Source organism: Ardenticatenales bacterium (genome assembly GCA_020634515.1).
In the GTDB taxonomy this organism is placed as follows: domain Bacteria; phylum Chloroflexota; class Anaerolineae; order Promineifilales; family Promineifilaceae; genus JAGVTM01.
In genome coordinates this window covers 1-15,315 of the sequence record JACKBL010000003.1, presented here as the reverse complement: position 1 = coordinate 15,315, position 15,315 = coordinate 1, and the positions used below count along the sequence as shown (strand labels likewise).

The following is a 15,315-nucleotide window of genomic DNA, read 5'->3' as shown; positions in this document are numbered from 1 at the left end:
CTAGGTTTCTGGAGAGCGTTAGTAGTTACCATGCTTCTACTTTACCATAAGTTGAGCGTGATTGTGAATAGTTTCTTTGTCTCCTGGATAGCCTTTTAGTTTGGTGTGGACGACGATTTCCGCTGGTTGCCGTCCACGCATGGTCACGAACCCTCACCACCGCCAGGTCTGCGCGCCCTGCTCATTGATACCTATCTTTGGATGACGGGGACAAAGACCTCGTAGTAACCGGACGTGACTGTCAAAGTGATTTGCAGGTCTATGCTGGGTTGATCCGGGTCGTTACTGATGAGCCGGATGGTGGCGGTGTAGGTGTTGGGGGCGAGCGTGCCGGCATTTAGCCCCAACGCCACCTCCACACTTTCATTCGCTCCTACCGTTCCACTGTCCGGAACAATCGTCAGCCAGCTAATCGTTCCCACGGGATTGAGACTCCAGCTCAGTTCCGTGCCGCCCGCATTTTGGATGGTGAGCGTTTGCTCACTCGATTGACCCCGCGCCAGCGTCGCGGAAATCGTCGTACTGCTCACGTTCACGTCGGCGGGCGTTGGTAGCACCGAGAACGTGACGGGAATGGAAACAGAACTCGCCTGTGGGTCGTTACTGGTCAGAACCAGAGTCGTGGCGTAGCTGTTTGCCGCCAATCCACTGCCATCAAACGTCACCTGCACGCTTGTCTCGCCGCCGTCGGTGATGGTCCCGCCGGTGGCGTTCAGCGATAGCCAGGAAACTGTTGGCGACTCTGCCAGGTTCCAGGTCAGCGCCTGATCGCCTGCATTGCCCAACAACAACGTCAGCGCCGTGGCGTCGCCGCTGACCACGGTAGCGACAAGCGTCGCGGGTTCCCATGTCAGCACCGGCCCTACTGGCAGGACGGTGAGCGTCACGGGCACGTCCACGGTGGGCTGATCGCCATCATTGCTGTCAATGTGCAGGGTGGTGCTGTAGCTGCCGGGCGTGAGGGCGGCGGCGTCCACGGTGATGTTTAGCGCCTGGGATTGCGCGGGCAGGATAACGCCGCCGGCTACATCCGCCTCCAGCCAATCCACGTCGGGGTCGGCGGTGACGCTCCACGTGAGGTTTTCGTCGCCGATATTGCTCACGGTCAGCGTTTCATTGGTGCTTTGCCCGGTGGTGACGGACAGGGGCAGGCTGTCCGGGGAGATGGCAATGATGGGGCCTTTTGGCAGAACGGTGAGGACGACGGGGATGTCCAGGATGGTCTGGCCGGGATCGTTGCTCTGGATGCGGAAGGTGCTGTTGTAGGTGCCGGCGGAAAGAATGCCGGCATCGAACGTCACCGTCACAATCTGGCTTCCCACACCACTAATGCTGCCGCTCGTGGGCGTACCGCTGAGCCAAGCCGTCGGCGGGATTTCTCCCAGTGACCAGTTCAACGTGCCGCCGCCGACGTTGTCTATCGTCAGCGATTGCGTGTCGTTCTCGCCGGAGGTGAGCGTTTGCGCCAGGGAGGTGGGCGCAACCACGATGTCTGGGGCCTGGATGGTGATCGTATAGGAATCCGTCACCGTCGCCAGCAGATTTTGCGCCGTGACCATAATCGTCTTCACGCCGGGCGTAATCCAGTTATAGCTGACCGTGCTGCTCAGTTCGCCCACCTGAGTGACGAGGGGCTGCCCGGTTGTTTGCCAGGTGTAGGTCACGGGCAGTGTCGTGGTCAGGGGCTGGACGTTTGCGGTGAAGCTGTAGAGCGTGTTCACCGTGCCTGCGGCCGGGCCGCTGATCGCCACCTGGCCGACGGCGACCGCGCTGCCCATGCCGACCTCGCTCAAATTGCCGGCACCGTCGCGGGCGCGCACATAGATGTTCACCCCATCTGCCAGGTCCCAGGCAACCACGGTTCTGTCGCCTGTTGCCGGAACGGTGAAAAACACGCCAAAATCCGGGTCGCCGCTGACGTCCAGCGAAGCAACGCCGCTGGTGTCATCATGTGCCGTAATGCGCAGTAGCACCAGCGCGGACGCCGGCGCGGAGAGTTCGCTGACGCTGATGTTTGTTATTTCGGGGGGCGCGGCGTCGTAAATGATGTGGGCCGTGACCAGGGGGGCGTATTCCAGCCCTGAATCGTTGCCAAACTTCGCATAGACAGTGCGGGGAATAAAAGCGGGAGGCGTCAAAGGCAGGGACCAGTCGCTCACGGTGGGGTCGCCGGGGTCCACAGGCAGCCAGGGCGTGGTGTTGGCTTCCGCGCCGTTGCCGAAGCCGGCATCGTTGCTGAACTTCACATAAGCGATGTCGCTGCCTTCGTCCCAGGCGTAGCGTAGGGTGACTGTGGGCACGTTGGTGAAGTGGGTGTCGTTGTTGATGCGCAGTCGGGAATCGGGATCGTACACCGCCGCTGTGGTGATGATCTGATCGTAGCGGCTGATGTCGCTGCCGATGAAGGTTTGGTTGATGATGGGGGTTCCTGCCGGCATGGGCGCGGCGTCCACGACCACTTGAAAGCGCAAAATCACCGTCGAACCGGGACGCAACTTGCCGGACCAGATGAGGCCCTGGTCTGTCAGCAGCACTTCGCCATGCGAGATCGTGGCGCTGTCGGGCACGTACGCTGTATGCGCGGGGATGGGGTTGAGCAGGGCGGCTATCAGGGGCGTGTCGGTGTTGCGCAGGAGAACGGTGAAGGTGAGCAACGCGCCCGGTGCGACGTTGGCGGGCGTGGCCAGGGCGCTGGAGGTGGATAGCTCCAGTTGGTTGCTCAGACCGGTGTAGACGAGGAAGGTTTGCGCCGCTTCTTGCTGGCCGCAGGCGTTGGAAACGGTGAGGGAGAGGGTTTGAATGCCGGCAGGTGCATCTACCAGCAGCAGTTGACTGCTATCTTCACCCACCGCTGTGCCGTTTAGCGCCCAGGCGTAATGGTAGGGGACGGTTCCGCCGCCGGTCTGTGCCTGGAAAAGCGTGGTCGCATCCGTGTACACGTCACCCGTCGGCTGCCGTGTGATCGTCGCCGTCGTGATGGGCTGGCAGTCCAGGATGTCTACCGTCCGGCTGGCGCTGACTAACCCCACGCCGTTGTCCGCCGTCACGGTGATGGTTTTTGTGCCGGGCGTGTTCCAGGTAAACGTGGCCTGGCTGTTGACGCCGCCGCTGCTGCTTTGTGGGGACTGGTCCGTAGCCGTCCAGGTGTACTGCACCGGCTGCGTTACGTTCAGGGGCAAGATGTCGGCACTGAAGGTGTATGGTTGATGGAAGTAGCCGAGGGAAATGCCGGCAATTTCAATGTTCGTGGGCGCGGTATTGGCGGCGGCGGCAACCACGTTAACGTCAAACGAGGCACCGCGGACGACGCCCAGGCGATTGGTGATGGATACGGCCACCGTTTTGACCCCGGCGCTATTCCAACTCAGGCCAACCGTGTCGCTGAGCGTATTCTGGTGGACAATGGTTTCGGGCAGGTCCGTGGCGGACCACGTGTAAGTGAAGGGAACGGTGGCCGTCAGCGGGGCTGCCTGCGCGGTGAAGGTGTAGACGGTGTTGCCGGCAAGGTTGCCCGGTCCGCTAAGCGAGACGCTGTCCGGGGGAAGCTGCGTTTGCCATATACGCAGGCCGCGGAAGGGATTGACCGTGCCCAGGAAGAGGCCGTTGGGCGTGACATACTGGGTGCGCCCGCCAATGTCAAACGCGCCCACGTGCAGGTCCGGGCGAGGGAAACCGGGATCGATGATGTTTGCCCTGAATCCATCGGTAGTGACTGGCGTGAACGTGATGCCGTCTTCGCTGCGCCAGAGGTCGAAGCCCATCTTGGCGATGATGTCTGGCGGTGGGTTGTCGTCTTTGAAGATGTAGTCGGTGTCCAGCGTGCTGACGTAGAGATCCCCTTTGTAGACGCTCATGCGCCACATGTGGCCGTTGTAGTCGTTGCCAAAGCCGGGGCCGAGGCCGCTCAAGGGGACTTTGGGGCCGTCGGGGGTGTCGGCCCTCTCCAGGCCGACGACGACGTCCCAGGAATCGTTCGGGTAAAGGCGGAACAGTTCCGCCGGCACGTTATCCGCACCAAATTGATTAAACCTGACTCCATTGCCGCCGATGTAAAGCGCCCCATCGTAGGGCGTCATGCTGAGAAGCTCGTTGTTGGGTTTGAGTTCCGCCGGTAAATAACCCCCATCTTCCATGATCGTCGTGTAACTGTATGGCAGCGGTCCGCCGTCCACGTCCATCTTGAAGAGGGAGAACCCATTCGTGCGATCATGTGTTCCCAGGTACAAATACCCGTTGAACGACCCCATCGCACTCACATTCATGTCTTCCGGGCTAATCTGGCGGAAATTGTCATTGCCGCCCACCGGGTCCGTGGCCTCAAATACCTCACCTGCGCCGCGGCTGGAGCCGCCCTGCACGTACAGGCGTGGCACGCCGTCGCTGCCCGTGTGGACGATGGGATTGCGCATACTGGTTTTGTCATAGCTGCCCAACACCGTTCCCGGGTCGCGCGGCAAAGGCGCGAAGTTGACGCCATCCGTGGAGCGCAATATCCGCGGCGCGCCCACGTCGTACCCCACGAATCCCGTGCTGATGGCGGTTACATAGAGGGCCTCCGTCCCGTCCGGTTCCGTGAAAACAACCATACCCCGATACCCCAGGTCTACGGCGACGTTGGTAGGGCTGATGGGAATTGTGACGATGACGGGATCGGTGATGGAACCGCCAAGCGCGGTGTATTTGTTGACCGTGGCCACGGGAGATTGGTAGATGCGCTCCCAATAATCGGTCGTGGGTGTGTAGCGCCAGATTTCCGCGCGCATATCTATTGCCAGCGGGTCTTCGGGACAGTTCAGGTCTGGGTCTGATGGAGGATAGATGACGATGCCAAAGGAGTTGCGCGCCTGCGCCAGGGTGTCCGCGCAGTTGAAGTTGCGGCTTGTGCCTACGTATAAATGCTCGCGCCACCAAACCATGCCCCACGCCCACATATTTTCCGGATTGCCAAAACCTTGCGGGACTGTCTGGATGAAATCGCCCGGACTGGGAGGAGCGGTGGAGACGTGAGTTGGGGAGAAGCGATCCGCTGCCAGGGTGGTCAGGTAGGTTCCCACAGTCAGGCAGAGTCCAATTGCCGCGGCAAGGAGCAGTCGCACACTGTTTTTTCGTATTTGGAGAAACATGTCGTACCCTGTATGTCTACATCTTCCGCCCAAATACGCTAGAAACGGCTTGCCAGTGTATCTTGACTGAGTGGCGCCAGGAAAAGATCATCACGCATAAACATAATTACTCTGGGGAGCGTGTGTCCATTATGCCGCAAGACCGTTAAGAACTGTATTAGGGCATGGGGCTGTATTGTTTGTGAGAGGGCCAAGAAATGAGCACCGAGTCAGGCGTTAGGGTGTGGGTTTGCTAATGGCTTCAGGGGAAGATGCCGGCATATTCTCTATTCCTTCAGGCTCCTCGACGGTGAAGTGATTGGCGACGCGCCGTGGGCAGGCACGAACGATGCACCTTTGAGGATAGCTTGTAACTGTATTTTACCCCTTCGCAAGCAAATTTGCATGTATTATGGATGTGTTACGTAGGGTTTTTCAGTAGTCGTATCAAAGGCGGATTTTCTCGAAGTTGCGGTGATTTGCCACACGAGTGACAAGAAAGCGCGATTCACTCAAATTCGCTCTCGTAAATCGTGACAAACCCGCTTTCCACAAAATCAATCAACCTCATTGAGCGTCCGGGCAATTTCCTCTAACCGGTCACGGGTCAACGCTTCCGTCTTGCCCACGTACCGCTTGTACAAAACACGATAGGACCGGCGATACGCATACCAGAGGCAACCGCGACGACGCTTTTCCTTGCGCAGAGAAATCGGGGCGAAGACAGGACCGTAACCGCGGATGACATTGTGCCGCTGTTGGCTGTAATAGCGGAAGCAGCGGGCCTCGTGCAGCCAGTCGAACCAGGCTGGGGACTCAACCGGGCAAACCGGCTCGGTACAGTCCGGCAAGTACAATCGGTTATTCATCACTTTGGGCGTTGTATGGGCCATGGTTTACGCTTCCTGAAAAGTTACCCTACGTTTCTCGGCTCAAACTGACGAGCAGATGGCTTCAGGTCACGGCAATTTGCACCTCCTCTTCCAGGCGCTGGCGACCTCTGGCGCGGTAACTGCCGCCTTCTATCACCAACACTTCAGCCGCATGCGCCAGACGGTCCAGGCCAGCGCTGGCCAAGAGCGGGTCACCAAACAGGTCGGGCCATTCACTGGGCGAACGATTGCTAGTCAACATGATGCTGCCGACTTCGTATCGTTCATTGATAACATCGTACAAGTCTTCTGTCGCCGGCGACCGCAAAGGCTTCAGACCGAAATCGTCCAACACCAGCAGGTCCGGCCGCAGATAGGTCTGCAAGCGCCGCTCCCAGGTGCCATCGGCGCGACCGCCGTGGAGATGCTGCAACATCTTGTGGGTGTTGATGAACAGGGCGCTGAATCCCAGCCGGGCTGCCGCATGGGTAAGGGCCTGACTCAAATGGGTTTTCCCGACGCCGGTTGGGCCGCAGATGAGCAGATTGCGTTTCTGGCGGATGAAATCGCAGCCGGCCAGTTGCAGGATGCGCTGTCGGTTCAGGTTAGGGTTGAAACTGAAATCGAAGTTTTCCAGCGTCTTGGTGGTGTTGACGGCCGCGCGCCGCAGCCGCGGCGCCAACTGTTTCTGCGCCCGCCGCTCCACCTCATCCTCCAGCAGTCGGGACAGGAACTCGATGTAGGTCCACTGCCCATCTATGGCCTGCTGGTTGCGGGCTGTGAGTGTCTCCAGAATCCCAGAAAGGCGGAGTTGCTTCAGATAGGGTTGCATCTGGTGCATCAGTTCCATGACAACCCTCCCAACTTCTCACCAAACACCTCCACCGCATTGCGCACAAACGCTTTGGCTGCCGGCGCTTCCGTCACCGGTTCCGGGTCTGGCGCGGACTCCAATCCCTGTTGCAAGATGCCCTTGACCGTTTTGTAACTGGGGTCGCCAAAGCGCAGAGCACGGCGACAAGCCGCTTCCAGCCGGTCATCCCCGACTCGTTCCCGCCAGGCCAACAAACGACGTACCATGGGTAGCCGTTCCAGCGTGGCGTCGGCCAGCAAGGTGTGCACCACCTCGTCCGTGGCCGGACCGATGTCGGCAGCAGCGGCCTGGCAGGTCTCCCGTGTCAGGAACACCCCGGCCACCTTCTCCGGCGGCAGGTGATGCGGATGGGTTTGCCGTTGCCCCGGCTCTTGCGCCCGTTCGTGGGTAGCCACCAACTGATAATCGCTGGTGTAGAGCCGTACTTCCCGGCTGCCACCGCGCACTAACAGATGCTCGCCTGCCAGCCGGAAAGGGCCTGAGTAGTAGGCGTTGTCAAAAACCACATAGCAGTCGTCGTGCAGTTTGGCCTTTTTCCAAACAGCCAGGTCGTAGGGTGCGTTGGGCAGCGGCTGCAAGGCGACCTTTTCCAGGTTCTCAAACTGAGCCAGGGGGCACTTTTTTGTCGTACCGTGCGTCCGCTGCCCGGCTGTCGTCAGACACCAGGTACGCACATCCTGGTTGGCCTGGAGCAGGCTCGTGGGTTCCCGCCCGCCCAGGAAGTTGCGTTTGACGTAGTGAACGCCACCCTGTTCTACCTTGCCTTTGTGCTGTGGGGTCTTCGGTCTGCAGGGCGATATGAGAAAGCTGTAGTGTTCCGCGCATTCCCGGTAAGCCAGTTGTGGCTGTGGGTCTTCCCAACACGCTTGGGCAATGCCGGCTTTGAGATTATCAATGACGATGCGCCGCGGAACGCCGCCGAAAAAGGAGAGGGCGTTGCGGTGCAGGCGCAGCCAGAGCCTGCCCTGAGCAACGCCGAAGGGTAGCCAGTTTCTGGTCGAAGACAAATTCCACGTATTGGTGGCGACTGAAGGAGAGGGTCATTACAAACGCCCAGCTTCTGCGTTGCTTGCCTTTTTCCACATCTATCATGTACCCGGCATAGCCAAAGTCTACCTGCGCTTCTTCGCCTGGTTGACATTCCACCCGGACCGTTACTTCTGGTCGTTTCGCCCGTTCCCGGCGAACAAAACGATACACTGCTGAGTAACTGCCCGTAAATCCTTGCTCGCCCAGCCGTTGATAGATGGCCGCCATCTCCACTCCCTGGTCGTACAAGTCCAAAACAAATCCCCGGTACGGTTCCACCGTTGACACGTTCTGTGGCGGCAGCGCCTGTCCAAACGATGCGGCACGCAGCCGTTCCAGTTCGGCAATCGGCGGCAGCGCTCCTTCCAGCAACCCATGCTCAGTGGCCCATTGCCGATAGGCGCGGGCCGTGTGCCGGCTCACTTTCAATTCCTGTTTGATCTGATTGTTACTGGCTCCAGCTCGTAGGTGCTGAAGCATGGCCATGATTTCCACGATGTTTTTCCTTCTCATCTTTCCTCCTGGAACGTTTGATATCGTTCCAGAAGGCTACTGGATGAGCCGGTTTGGCACAATCGGGGTGGGCTGTTTGGCCGCAAATATCTGCCTGGGCTGTTTGGGCGAAAACCACCTGGGCTGATGGGTGAAAATTACCTGGGCATTATCGCCCGAAAAATGAGACCATGCAGGCGGTTTATCCAGAACGCTGGCCGATAGAAGGAGTTCCGCAAACGGGCAAGTACATTTTGTCTGGTGGCGGCGGTCGGCATTATGTCCACCACCCGACCGCGCTCACGCGCTTGCCGGCACTGACCATGATTTTCGGGTCGCTATTGAAATATCTGGCGGCGACCCTACCGCCAATCCGGACTGGCTTCTGGGACAGAACTGTCAAACCGACGTATGGACGCCTGATGAAGCATTAAAAAAAGTTGGTCTGCCACTTTCCAACCAACTTTTTAAGAAGGCTTCGGTTACGGCACATTTGCCGCCTGGATACGAAGCTATCCGGCTCGCAAAGGCCTGATTTCGGGTTTGAAGCACCAAAATTCAAACCCCATTTACGGAAAAGAGATTAAAACTCTTGGATAAATTTGCTGATTTTCTGAGCCAGGTTGATTTCATCCTTTTCCAATAGCATATTATTCAATTCTAACTTCATTACATCGTAGGCAGATATTGCCCGCACCTCATCTGAAAAAAAGGATGTGTGAATCATCCAGCCACAAATGCTGGACGTTATTCGATAAGGTGCACCTGTGTCAATCTTCTCAAGGGTAATTCTTGCTCCCAGATCGTGTTCCTCGTCCCTTATTATTATTCCTCGTTCAGAACCTTTCATTCCAATAGTTGAGCCATTTTGAAACGGGTTCCAATGGTCGTTCCCTTTTTCTAATGAATTCTTGAGCATTGGGTCAGTTCTCCATATCACTTGAATGGTTCAGCCCATCCGGTTATGAACCGCAAAGCTGTTGCTCCCTTGTCAATTTGCCAAACTGTATTGATTCGGCCAATCACCCCGTTTGGCCCATAAATTTCTGCTGATTGTGTGAATTTAACCCCATATTCAGTTATTTGTCCGCCGATGGACGTATCTATTTGTTGTCCTATGGTATACAGTGTCTTCTGGAGAGCCTCGGCATTTCCATTTGTAAATCCCAACCTTTCGAACCCACCCATTTTGCCTTGTGAATTAAGAAGATAATTCAACTTTTCAGTAGCGATCTCTAATTCATTTAGACAATCTCCATCTAGACATAGCCATGAAGCAATCGAGGTTCCAGTTGTAGTGATTGCTGGCCAAATAAACTCTCCTGCAAAGTATCCTATTACTGTTGGCAAAGCGGCCACACCAAGCAATGTCACAGTTGCAGGAATTACTGCCTCCGTAATTGGATTGTAATCTTGGTCGCTGGCTACCACCGGATCCCATGGGGTTTGAGTACCATCTGGTGCTTGCCACGTGCTGTCAGAGTCGAAACCATTGAGAAGTGAGCAGCCTTCATAATCACAGCCATCCGATGGTCTATGTCCCGAAGGGTCAATCAATGTAAACGGTGAATTGAGAACGTAGGTGTAGCGGTTGAAGGCTTGGGGGTTTGTGGCATCCGGCACAATCGTATCCGCGCTGGCAAAGCGGGCGACACCGGGCAGGTAATACCGCGCATTGTAGTAGATGAGGCCGAGGTCGTCGTTGTGCTTCTGGCTGGTGTAGCCCAGGTCGGTATAGGTTTGGGTGGGGGCGGTGCGGTAGGCGCCGAAGGGGAGGTAGCGGGTGCGGCTGCCGCCGACCATGCCCCCGCTATTGTTATAGCTCATGACGCTGTTGCTGCCCAAATGGTCGGTGTGCAGGTGCAGCAGGTTGTTGGTCTCGCTGGGGATGACTTGCCGTATGGCGACGGCTTGCCCGGCGAGGAAGTAGGTGCCGCGGCGGGTGATGGTGTAGCCGCTGTTGATGCCGCCGGGTGCTTGTGGGCTTTGTGGCGTCGGGGGGGCGGCGTCTTCGTAGGTGAAGGGCAAACCTTCGGGTTGCAAGGCTTCGGGCCAGAGGCCGGCCTGGACGCAATCTTCGTCCGCGCAGGAGCGGGCGCGCCAGGTGTAGCTGTCGGGGAGCAGCAGCCAGCCAGTGGCGGGCTGCTCGGCGACGATGAGGATGATGGGTGGTTCGTTCCCATCTATCATCCCCGCTTCATGACACTACCCCGCAGTTTGTTTTTCGCCAAGCGGATTGCGCCCAACGACAAGCAGAACTATTATCGGTTGTCAAGAATACCATTTATTGATGAGGAATTACCCACATACTTATTTGAGAATCACTTGGGAGGTCGTAATCAGCAGCATCCCATATCTTAAGAGGCATGTTTGGATGGTCAACATTGACAAAAAAGAATCTATTGTCTTCTTGACAAATAAAGCCGCTGCTATCAGGCAACCATGACTTTACGACGCCATCAGAAATAGTACTCACATTGATGACATCGGTCACTTGTGTCATGGCCCCCCACAGTTTTGGGCCATGAAAAGCGACCCAACGTCCATCAGGAGACCAAGCAGCAAGGGCAGACGAAAGGTGTTCTTGTACAATAGGCAAGGGATCCCAATCTGTTTGTTCAATATCAAGCCGTAAAATAGCAGGTTTGAATTTTAACAAATTGCCTACCGAAATATCTTCATCTGCTTGATAGAGAATATATCGGCCATCAGGCGACCAGATCATATGTACGACAATGGTTGCCTGAAAAGCGTCCAAACTTTCAAAACTGATGATTGGCGTGTCAATACTTGCTTCTCTTACATAGACTTTTTCTTTACCAATGTTCGGATAGAGTGGTCGATAAACGTAAACAAACTGATGTGGATGTGTAGGGGACCAAGCGCCAAAATTAATCTGCGGCGCTAGTTCTTTAGCCTCATTTGTCAATACATTAACCAAAACACTTCGTTCAAGTTGTCCCCCAGAATCGTCAGTAGCATACCATACAGTCAGCGTTAACCAAGTATCGTCTATTGACCAACTGCTAGGGAACAAAACTGTATAATGTTCCAAAACGTCTGGTGAATAAGGGCGGGACGTATATTCTAATTGACGGAGTGTACCACTATGTACATCCAGTATACTAACAGTCAATTCCCTGTCGCGAGTATAGTGCGAAAAAGCTAGGTAATTGCCATTATTCGACCATACAAGTTGCTCATTAAAGGGTACTATATCGTTAGCAAGTGTCGTTACAAGATGAGGTTCATCATATATGCTGTTTGTTACCCAAATCTGCCAGGTCTTTGCTTGTTCATGCTCAATTACTTGCATAAAGGCCAGCCTGATTTCATCTTGAAGAACAGCGCCAATAGAAGAGGGTGTAGAAGAAGCATTGGCAATTGACCTTGGAGAGGGCGTTGCAGTAAAGGCATCACGAGTCGGACTTGGGAGAAGCAAAATAGTTGGAGAAACGGGAAGATCGGCAGTTTCTGGCAATAAGGGTGTTTTATCTGTAGGCAGAATAGGAACCGAAGTTGTGGTGACTTTTCTCGTATCCTGAGTTGGCCTTTGGGTTGTAAGCCTATTCATTGAACTGCATGATACTAAAAGCATGAGTATGGTAAATACTGCACAGGAAAAGAACAAAACGCGATAATTAAAAGGTTGAAATGTCATAATTAGCCTCATTAACGAGTTAGGTAGGGAAACAATCCAGGAGTGAGGTAATGATTCTTGCTTGTTGCCCCATTGTGTCAATATAGAGTGGGACACTTCAGACTCAGAATTTAGTGTAGAATTCATGGGCGAAGAGGAACATCATGACACAAAAACAGGCAAACAAACTCAGCAAAAATGGCATTGGACCCGACGACCGACCCGACCCGGAAGTATTGCCGCGTACCAAGAACACGAACCGGCGCACCTTTACCGCCGCTTACAAGCGGTGGGTATTGGAAGAAGCCGAGAAATGCCGGGAATGGTCAGGCGGCATCGGCGCGCTGCTACGGCGGGAAGGATTGTATTCCTCCCATCTGACAACCTGGCGACGGCAGCGCCTGTCCAAACGATGCGGCACGCAGCCGTTCCAGTTCGGCAATCGGCGGCAGCGCTCCTTCCAGCAACCCATGCTCAGTGGCCCATTGCCGATAGGCGCGGGCCGTGTGCCGGCTCACTTTCAATTCCTGTTTGATCTGATTGTTACTGGCTCCAGCTCGTAGGTGCTGAAGCATGGCCATGATTTCCACGATGTTTTTCCTTCTCATCTTTCCTCCTGGAACGTTTGATATCGTTCCAGAAGGCTACTGGATGAGCCGGTTTGGCACAATCGGGGTGGGCTGTTTGGCCGCAAATATCTGCCTGGGCTGTTTGGGCGAAAACCACCTGGGCTGATGGGTGAAAATTACCTGGGCATTATCGCCCGAAAAATGAGAAGAGCTTTAGGCAAAAGGAGTTTTTCATAAGACTGGATATTTGATGTGGCCGAGGAATTGACGGCCCAACGCCAGGCTGTGCTGGCCGCCACGAATGCGCAACATCCAGAATGATTTTTGCGGGGACAGCCGTTGGCGCCGAAGCTGGCAACGGCCGTTTGGATTAACCCGCCTCAGCAGGTGGGTGACGAGCAACCGTCGTAGGGGCTCTGTGGGCAAGTGGGAAACGCGGAGCCTGTGGAGCGTTTTCCACTTGTCCATCAGCCCAATGAGCGAGACATTGCTCTCTAATTTATCGGTTTTCGTGTCTCAAAACTATTGACACATTCCGAAAGACGAAATAGCCAACCGATGTCATCGCTCTCCGCGGCGGCAATGTTCTTACCAGCTATCTCTCGTCTTTATTCCTTAAATCTTACATCGAAACCGTAATAATCGGCTAATCCGATGGAGTTTAGGTCAAGAATCATCCTTCTATTTTCTGGAAACTGAGGATCAATTAACCACAGTCTATTCTGGCCCCATAACGCTAACAATTCCGGCTTTGCTGCCCAACCAACCACGATGACGATTTCGCCCGAAAAAGCCTGGCGGAGTTCAGGCTCATCGGCGGTCGTGTCGAGCAAGTACACTTTTTCTTGTTGATACCCCCCATCCGCAAAAACCAACCACTCTCCGCTTGGGGAAAGCCCAAAATCTGAGCAACAGGTGCCGGTTTGGCGAAAGTTGTCCAGATACCTCCACTGTCTCTCCATGAAATCATACTGGTACAAGTGACCACTTTCCTCACGTACCGCTGCGTAAAGTCTTTGCGGAGATGCTTGCCATGCCAAACCGCCAATGTTGGAGCTAAAACCAGATCGAATGTTTGACATGGAAAAATCTGAGAAATCAATCTTGATGGTCTTGATCAGTCGCTTTGCGTTTGCATCCCTAATTTGTAGCTGAGTCCAGTCTTTCCAATAGTGAATAAACTGCCCTGGCACGAGAGGGTCCCAGGCAAATGCGCGATAAGCATAATCAATTGTCGAAGCCCTCTGGGTTTCAATGTTTACCAGCCAATAGAAAGCATCCTCAGGCGCATTGGGAAACTCTTGGCTCAGCAAGGTCAGCCAATCCCCATTCGGAGACCAGTCTTGCATGAACCCGAAACCGGCAGGGAATGGATTGGTCATCTGTTTGGCCTCGGCACTGATGCGTTGATAACACCACAAAGCCCAGGTACGGTCTGGCTCAATCTGGGTAAAGCATAGTTCATCAAGATGGTTGGGACGCCAGTCCACGTCATCAGTCAGAATAACTGAGCCAGGTTGGGTTCTGTAAAGGACGTTATCCTGACCTGTCTCTGAATCGTATAGCCGTAATTGCGAATACCGCAAACCATTCTCTGCAAGTGTGACTACATACGCCAGTTCAAAAGCAACGGGAGGCAAGGGGGTTGTTTGGGATAGAGGTAAGGTAGATGCTAGTGACGTGGCGCTCCTCTCTGGCCACGTAGGCGTTGCAGTCAGGACATTATGCGTAGCTGAGACAGTTGGTGTCAGTGTTCCAAGAGGGGCAATAATCGGAATCGGGGAAGGTTCCGTTAGCACAATAGTCAGAGCTGGCCCCTGTGTTGGTTGGGAAGAAACACATGCTGACTGAAGTATCAGCCAGATACTCAAGATACTAATCAGCACAACGATTCTAATTCTCATTATTACTGTCTCCCTCTGATCATGGGTTCCCTTCAATGTTGTGGCTACTGGGCGTGTGACCATCGCCATAACAATCGCTGCACAACATATGGGTCTAACACCAGGTCCTTTCTCCCAGAATGGTAGCCAAAAGCGGCTCTGTCCAGACAACAGTCGGGAAGTTGCTGTCGGGGATAGACCTCCAGGCTATTGCGTACATCAGAATTGGTGTCTCGATGGTTGAAAAACTGGCGACCATTGAGCAAATCGGGGAGCAGACCCCGGTCAATCGCGTAAGCTATCGCCAGCCAATCGTGGTATATAGAAGAATTCCTATTGATACCCCCTATGTTATCGGGGTAACCATACTGCGTATCATCATTGCGCAATATCACTTCACGAAAGTAGTTGTAGTTGTGACTCCGGTCTCGATGGAACATTGTCTGCACGATTCCTATGGCATCCAATCGCCCATACTTTCTGAAGAAGTTCTGCCACGTTGTGTACTGCCTATACAAAGGGACCTCCGGGTGGAAATCCTTGTGTTCTTGCCAAAGGGAATAAGCCGCAATTTCATAGTCAAACAACTCAGGATCATTGGGATCAACATGAACCAGAATCTCCCAAAAACCATTATAGCCAAACATTTCCAGAAAGTTCACATCAACTCTCATAATGGTTGTGCCGGCAGATGAAGATGCTGACGAGGAAGACTCACAGGCTTGCTGATCATTTTGAGGCAGATTCGGATTATCACAGGCAATATGACCAGTAGGATCAATCAGCATAACAGGATTGTTGAGAACATAGGCAAAGCGGTTATGGGCTTGGGGATTGCCGGCATCCGGCACAAC

The 15,315-nt window shown here is 54.7% G+C and carries 12 protein-coding genes; 1 reads left to right on the top strand and 11 read right to left on the bottom strand.

Annotated elements, in window-relative coordinates:
* Positions 1-191: 191 nt before the first annotated feature.
* The 5 genes from H6650_09020 to H6650_09000 all read right to left on the bottom strand — a co-directional run bounded on the left by H6650_09020 (position 192) and on the right by H6650_09000 (position 8,300).
* Positions 192-5,096 (bottom strand): PKD domain-containing protein, encoded by a 4,905-nt coding sequence (locus H6650_09020; protein ID MCB8952139.1) that lies wholly within the window; start codon positions 5,094-5,096, stop codon positions 192-194.
* Positions 5,097-5,659: 563 nt separating this feature from the next.
* Positions 5,660-5,995 (bottom strand): hypothetical protein, encoded by a 336-nt coding sequence (locus H6650_09015; protein MCB8952138.1) that lies wholly within the window; start codon positions 5,993-5,995, stop codon positions 5,660-5,662.
* A 61-nt stretch (positions 5,996-6,056) separates the two neighbouring features.
* Positions 6,057-6,824, bottom strand: a complete 768-nt coding sequence (locus H6650_09010; protein ID MCB8952137.1) for an ATP-binding protein — start codon at positions 6,822-6,824, stop codon at positions 6,057-6,059.
* On the bottom strand, positions 6,815-7,855 hold the full coding sequence (locus H6650_09005; protein MCB8952136.1) for a transposase: 1,041 nt from the start codon (positions 7,853-7,855) through the stop codon (positions 6,815-6,817). The genes H6650_09010 and H6650_09005 overlap by 10 nt, the downstream gene beginning before the upstream one ends.
* Entirely contained in the window at positions 7,740-8,300 is a 561-nt protein-coding gene (locus tag H6650_09000; protein MCB8952135.1) for a transposase, read from the bottom strand. The genes H6650_09005 and H6650_09000 overlap by 116 nt, the downstream gene beginning before the upstream one ends.
* A gap of 260 nt (positions 8,301-8,560) precedes the next feature.
* On the opposite strand from H6650_09000, the gene H6650_08995 reads away from it, so the two are divergent.
* The gene (locus H6650_08995; GenBank protein ID MCB8952134.1) at positions 8,561-8,803 is read left to right on the top strand and encodes a hypothetical protein; all 243 of its coding nucleotides are present in this window, start codon (positions 8,561-8,563) and stop codon (positions 8,801-8,803) included.
* A 149-nt stretch (positions 8,804-8,952) separates the two neighbouring features.
* Here H6650_08995 and H6650_08990 read toward each other — a convergent pair whose 3' ends face one another.
* From H6650_08990 to H6650_08965, 6 genes are all read right to left on the bottom strand, one after another.
* Positions 8,953-9,288, bottom strand: coding sequence for a hypothetical protein (locus tag H6650_08990; GenBank protein MCB8952133.1), 336 nt, complete (start codon positions 9,286-9,288; stop codon positions 8,953-8,955).
* A 17-nt stretch (positions 9,289-9,305) separates the two neighbouring features.
* Positions 9,306-10,559, bottom strand: coding sequence for an RHS repeat-associated core domain-containing protein (locus H6650_08985; protein MCB8952132.1), 1,254 nt, complete (start codon positions 10,557-10,559; stop codon positions 9,306-9,308).
* A 94-nt stretch (positions 10,560-10,653) separates the two neighbouring features.
* Positions 10,654-12,030: a PD40 domain-containing protein gene (locus H6650_08980; GenBank protein MCB8952131.1), complete on the bottom strand. Its 1,377-nt coding sequence runs from the start codon at positions 12,028-12,030 to the stop codon at positions 10,654-10,656.
* Between the two features lie 326 nt (positions 12,031-12,356).
* A complete protein-coding gene (locus tag H6650_08975; protein ID MCB8952130.1) occupies positions 12,357-12,617 on the bottom strand; it encodes a helix-turn-helix domain-containing protein in 261 nt (86 codons plus the stop codon).
* 569 nt (positions 12,618-13,186) lie between these two features.
* Complete coding sequence (locus tag H6650_08970) at positions 13,187-14,218, bottom strand: hypothetical protein (GenBank protein MCB8952129.1); 1,032 nt, start codon at positions 14,216-14,218, stop codon at positions 13,187-13,189.
* Between the two features lie 308 nt (positions 14,219-14,526).
* Positions 14,527-15,315 (bottom strand): hypothetical protein (locus H6650_08965; GenBank protein ID MCB8952128.1); only part of this gene is annotated, 789 nt, incomplete at its 5' end.

Excerpts from the sequence above, each read along its gene's own strand:
- H6650_08975 (MCB8952130.1), bottom strand. The coding sequence starts at position 12,617 with ATGAGAAGGAAAAACATCGTGGAAATCATGGCCATGCTTCAGCACCTA.
- H6650_08995 (MCB8952134.1), top strand. The coding sequence starts at position 8,561 with ATGCAGGCGGTTTATCCAGAACGCTGGCCGATAGAAGGAGTTCCGCAA.
- H6650_08990 (MCB8952133.1), bottom strand. The coding sequence starts at position 9,288 with ATGCTCAAGAATTCATTAGAAAAAGGGAACGACCATTGGAACCCGTTT.
- H6650_09015 (MCB8952138.1), bottom strand. The coding sequence starts at position 5,995 with ATGGCCCATACAACGCCCAAAGTGATGAATAACCGATTGTACTTGCCG.
- H6650_09010 (MCB8952137.1), bottom strand. The coding sequence starts at position 6,824 with ATGGAACTGATGCACCAGATGCAACCCTATCTGAAGCAACTCCGCCTT.
- H6650_08980 (MCB8952131.1), bottom strand. The coding sequence starts at position 12,030 with ATGACATTTCAACCTTTTAATTATCGCGTTTTGTTCTTTTCCTGTGCA.
- H6650_08985 (MCB8952132.1), bottom strand. The coding sequence starts at position 10,559 with ATGATAGATGGGAACGAACCACCCATCATCCTCATCGTCGCCGAGCAG.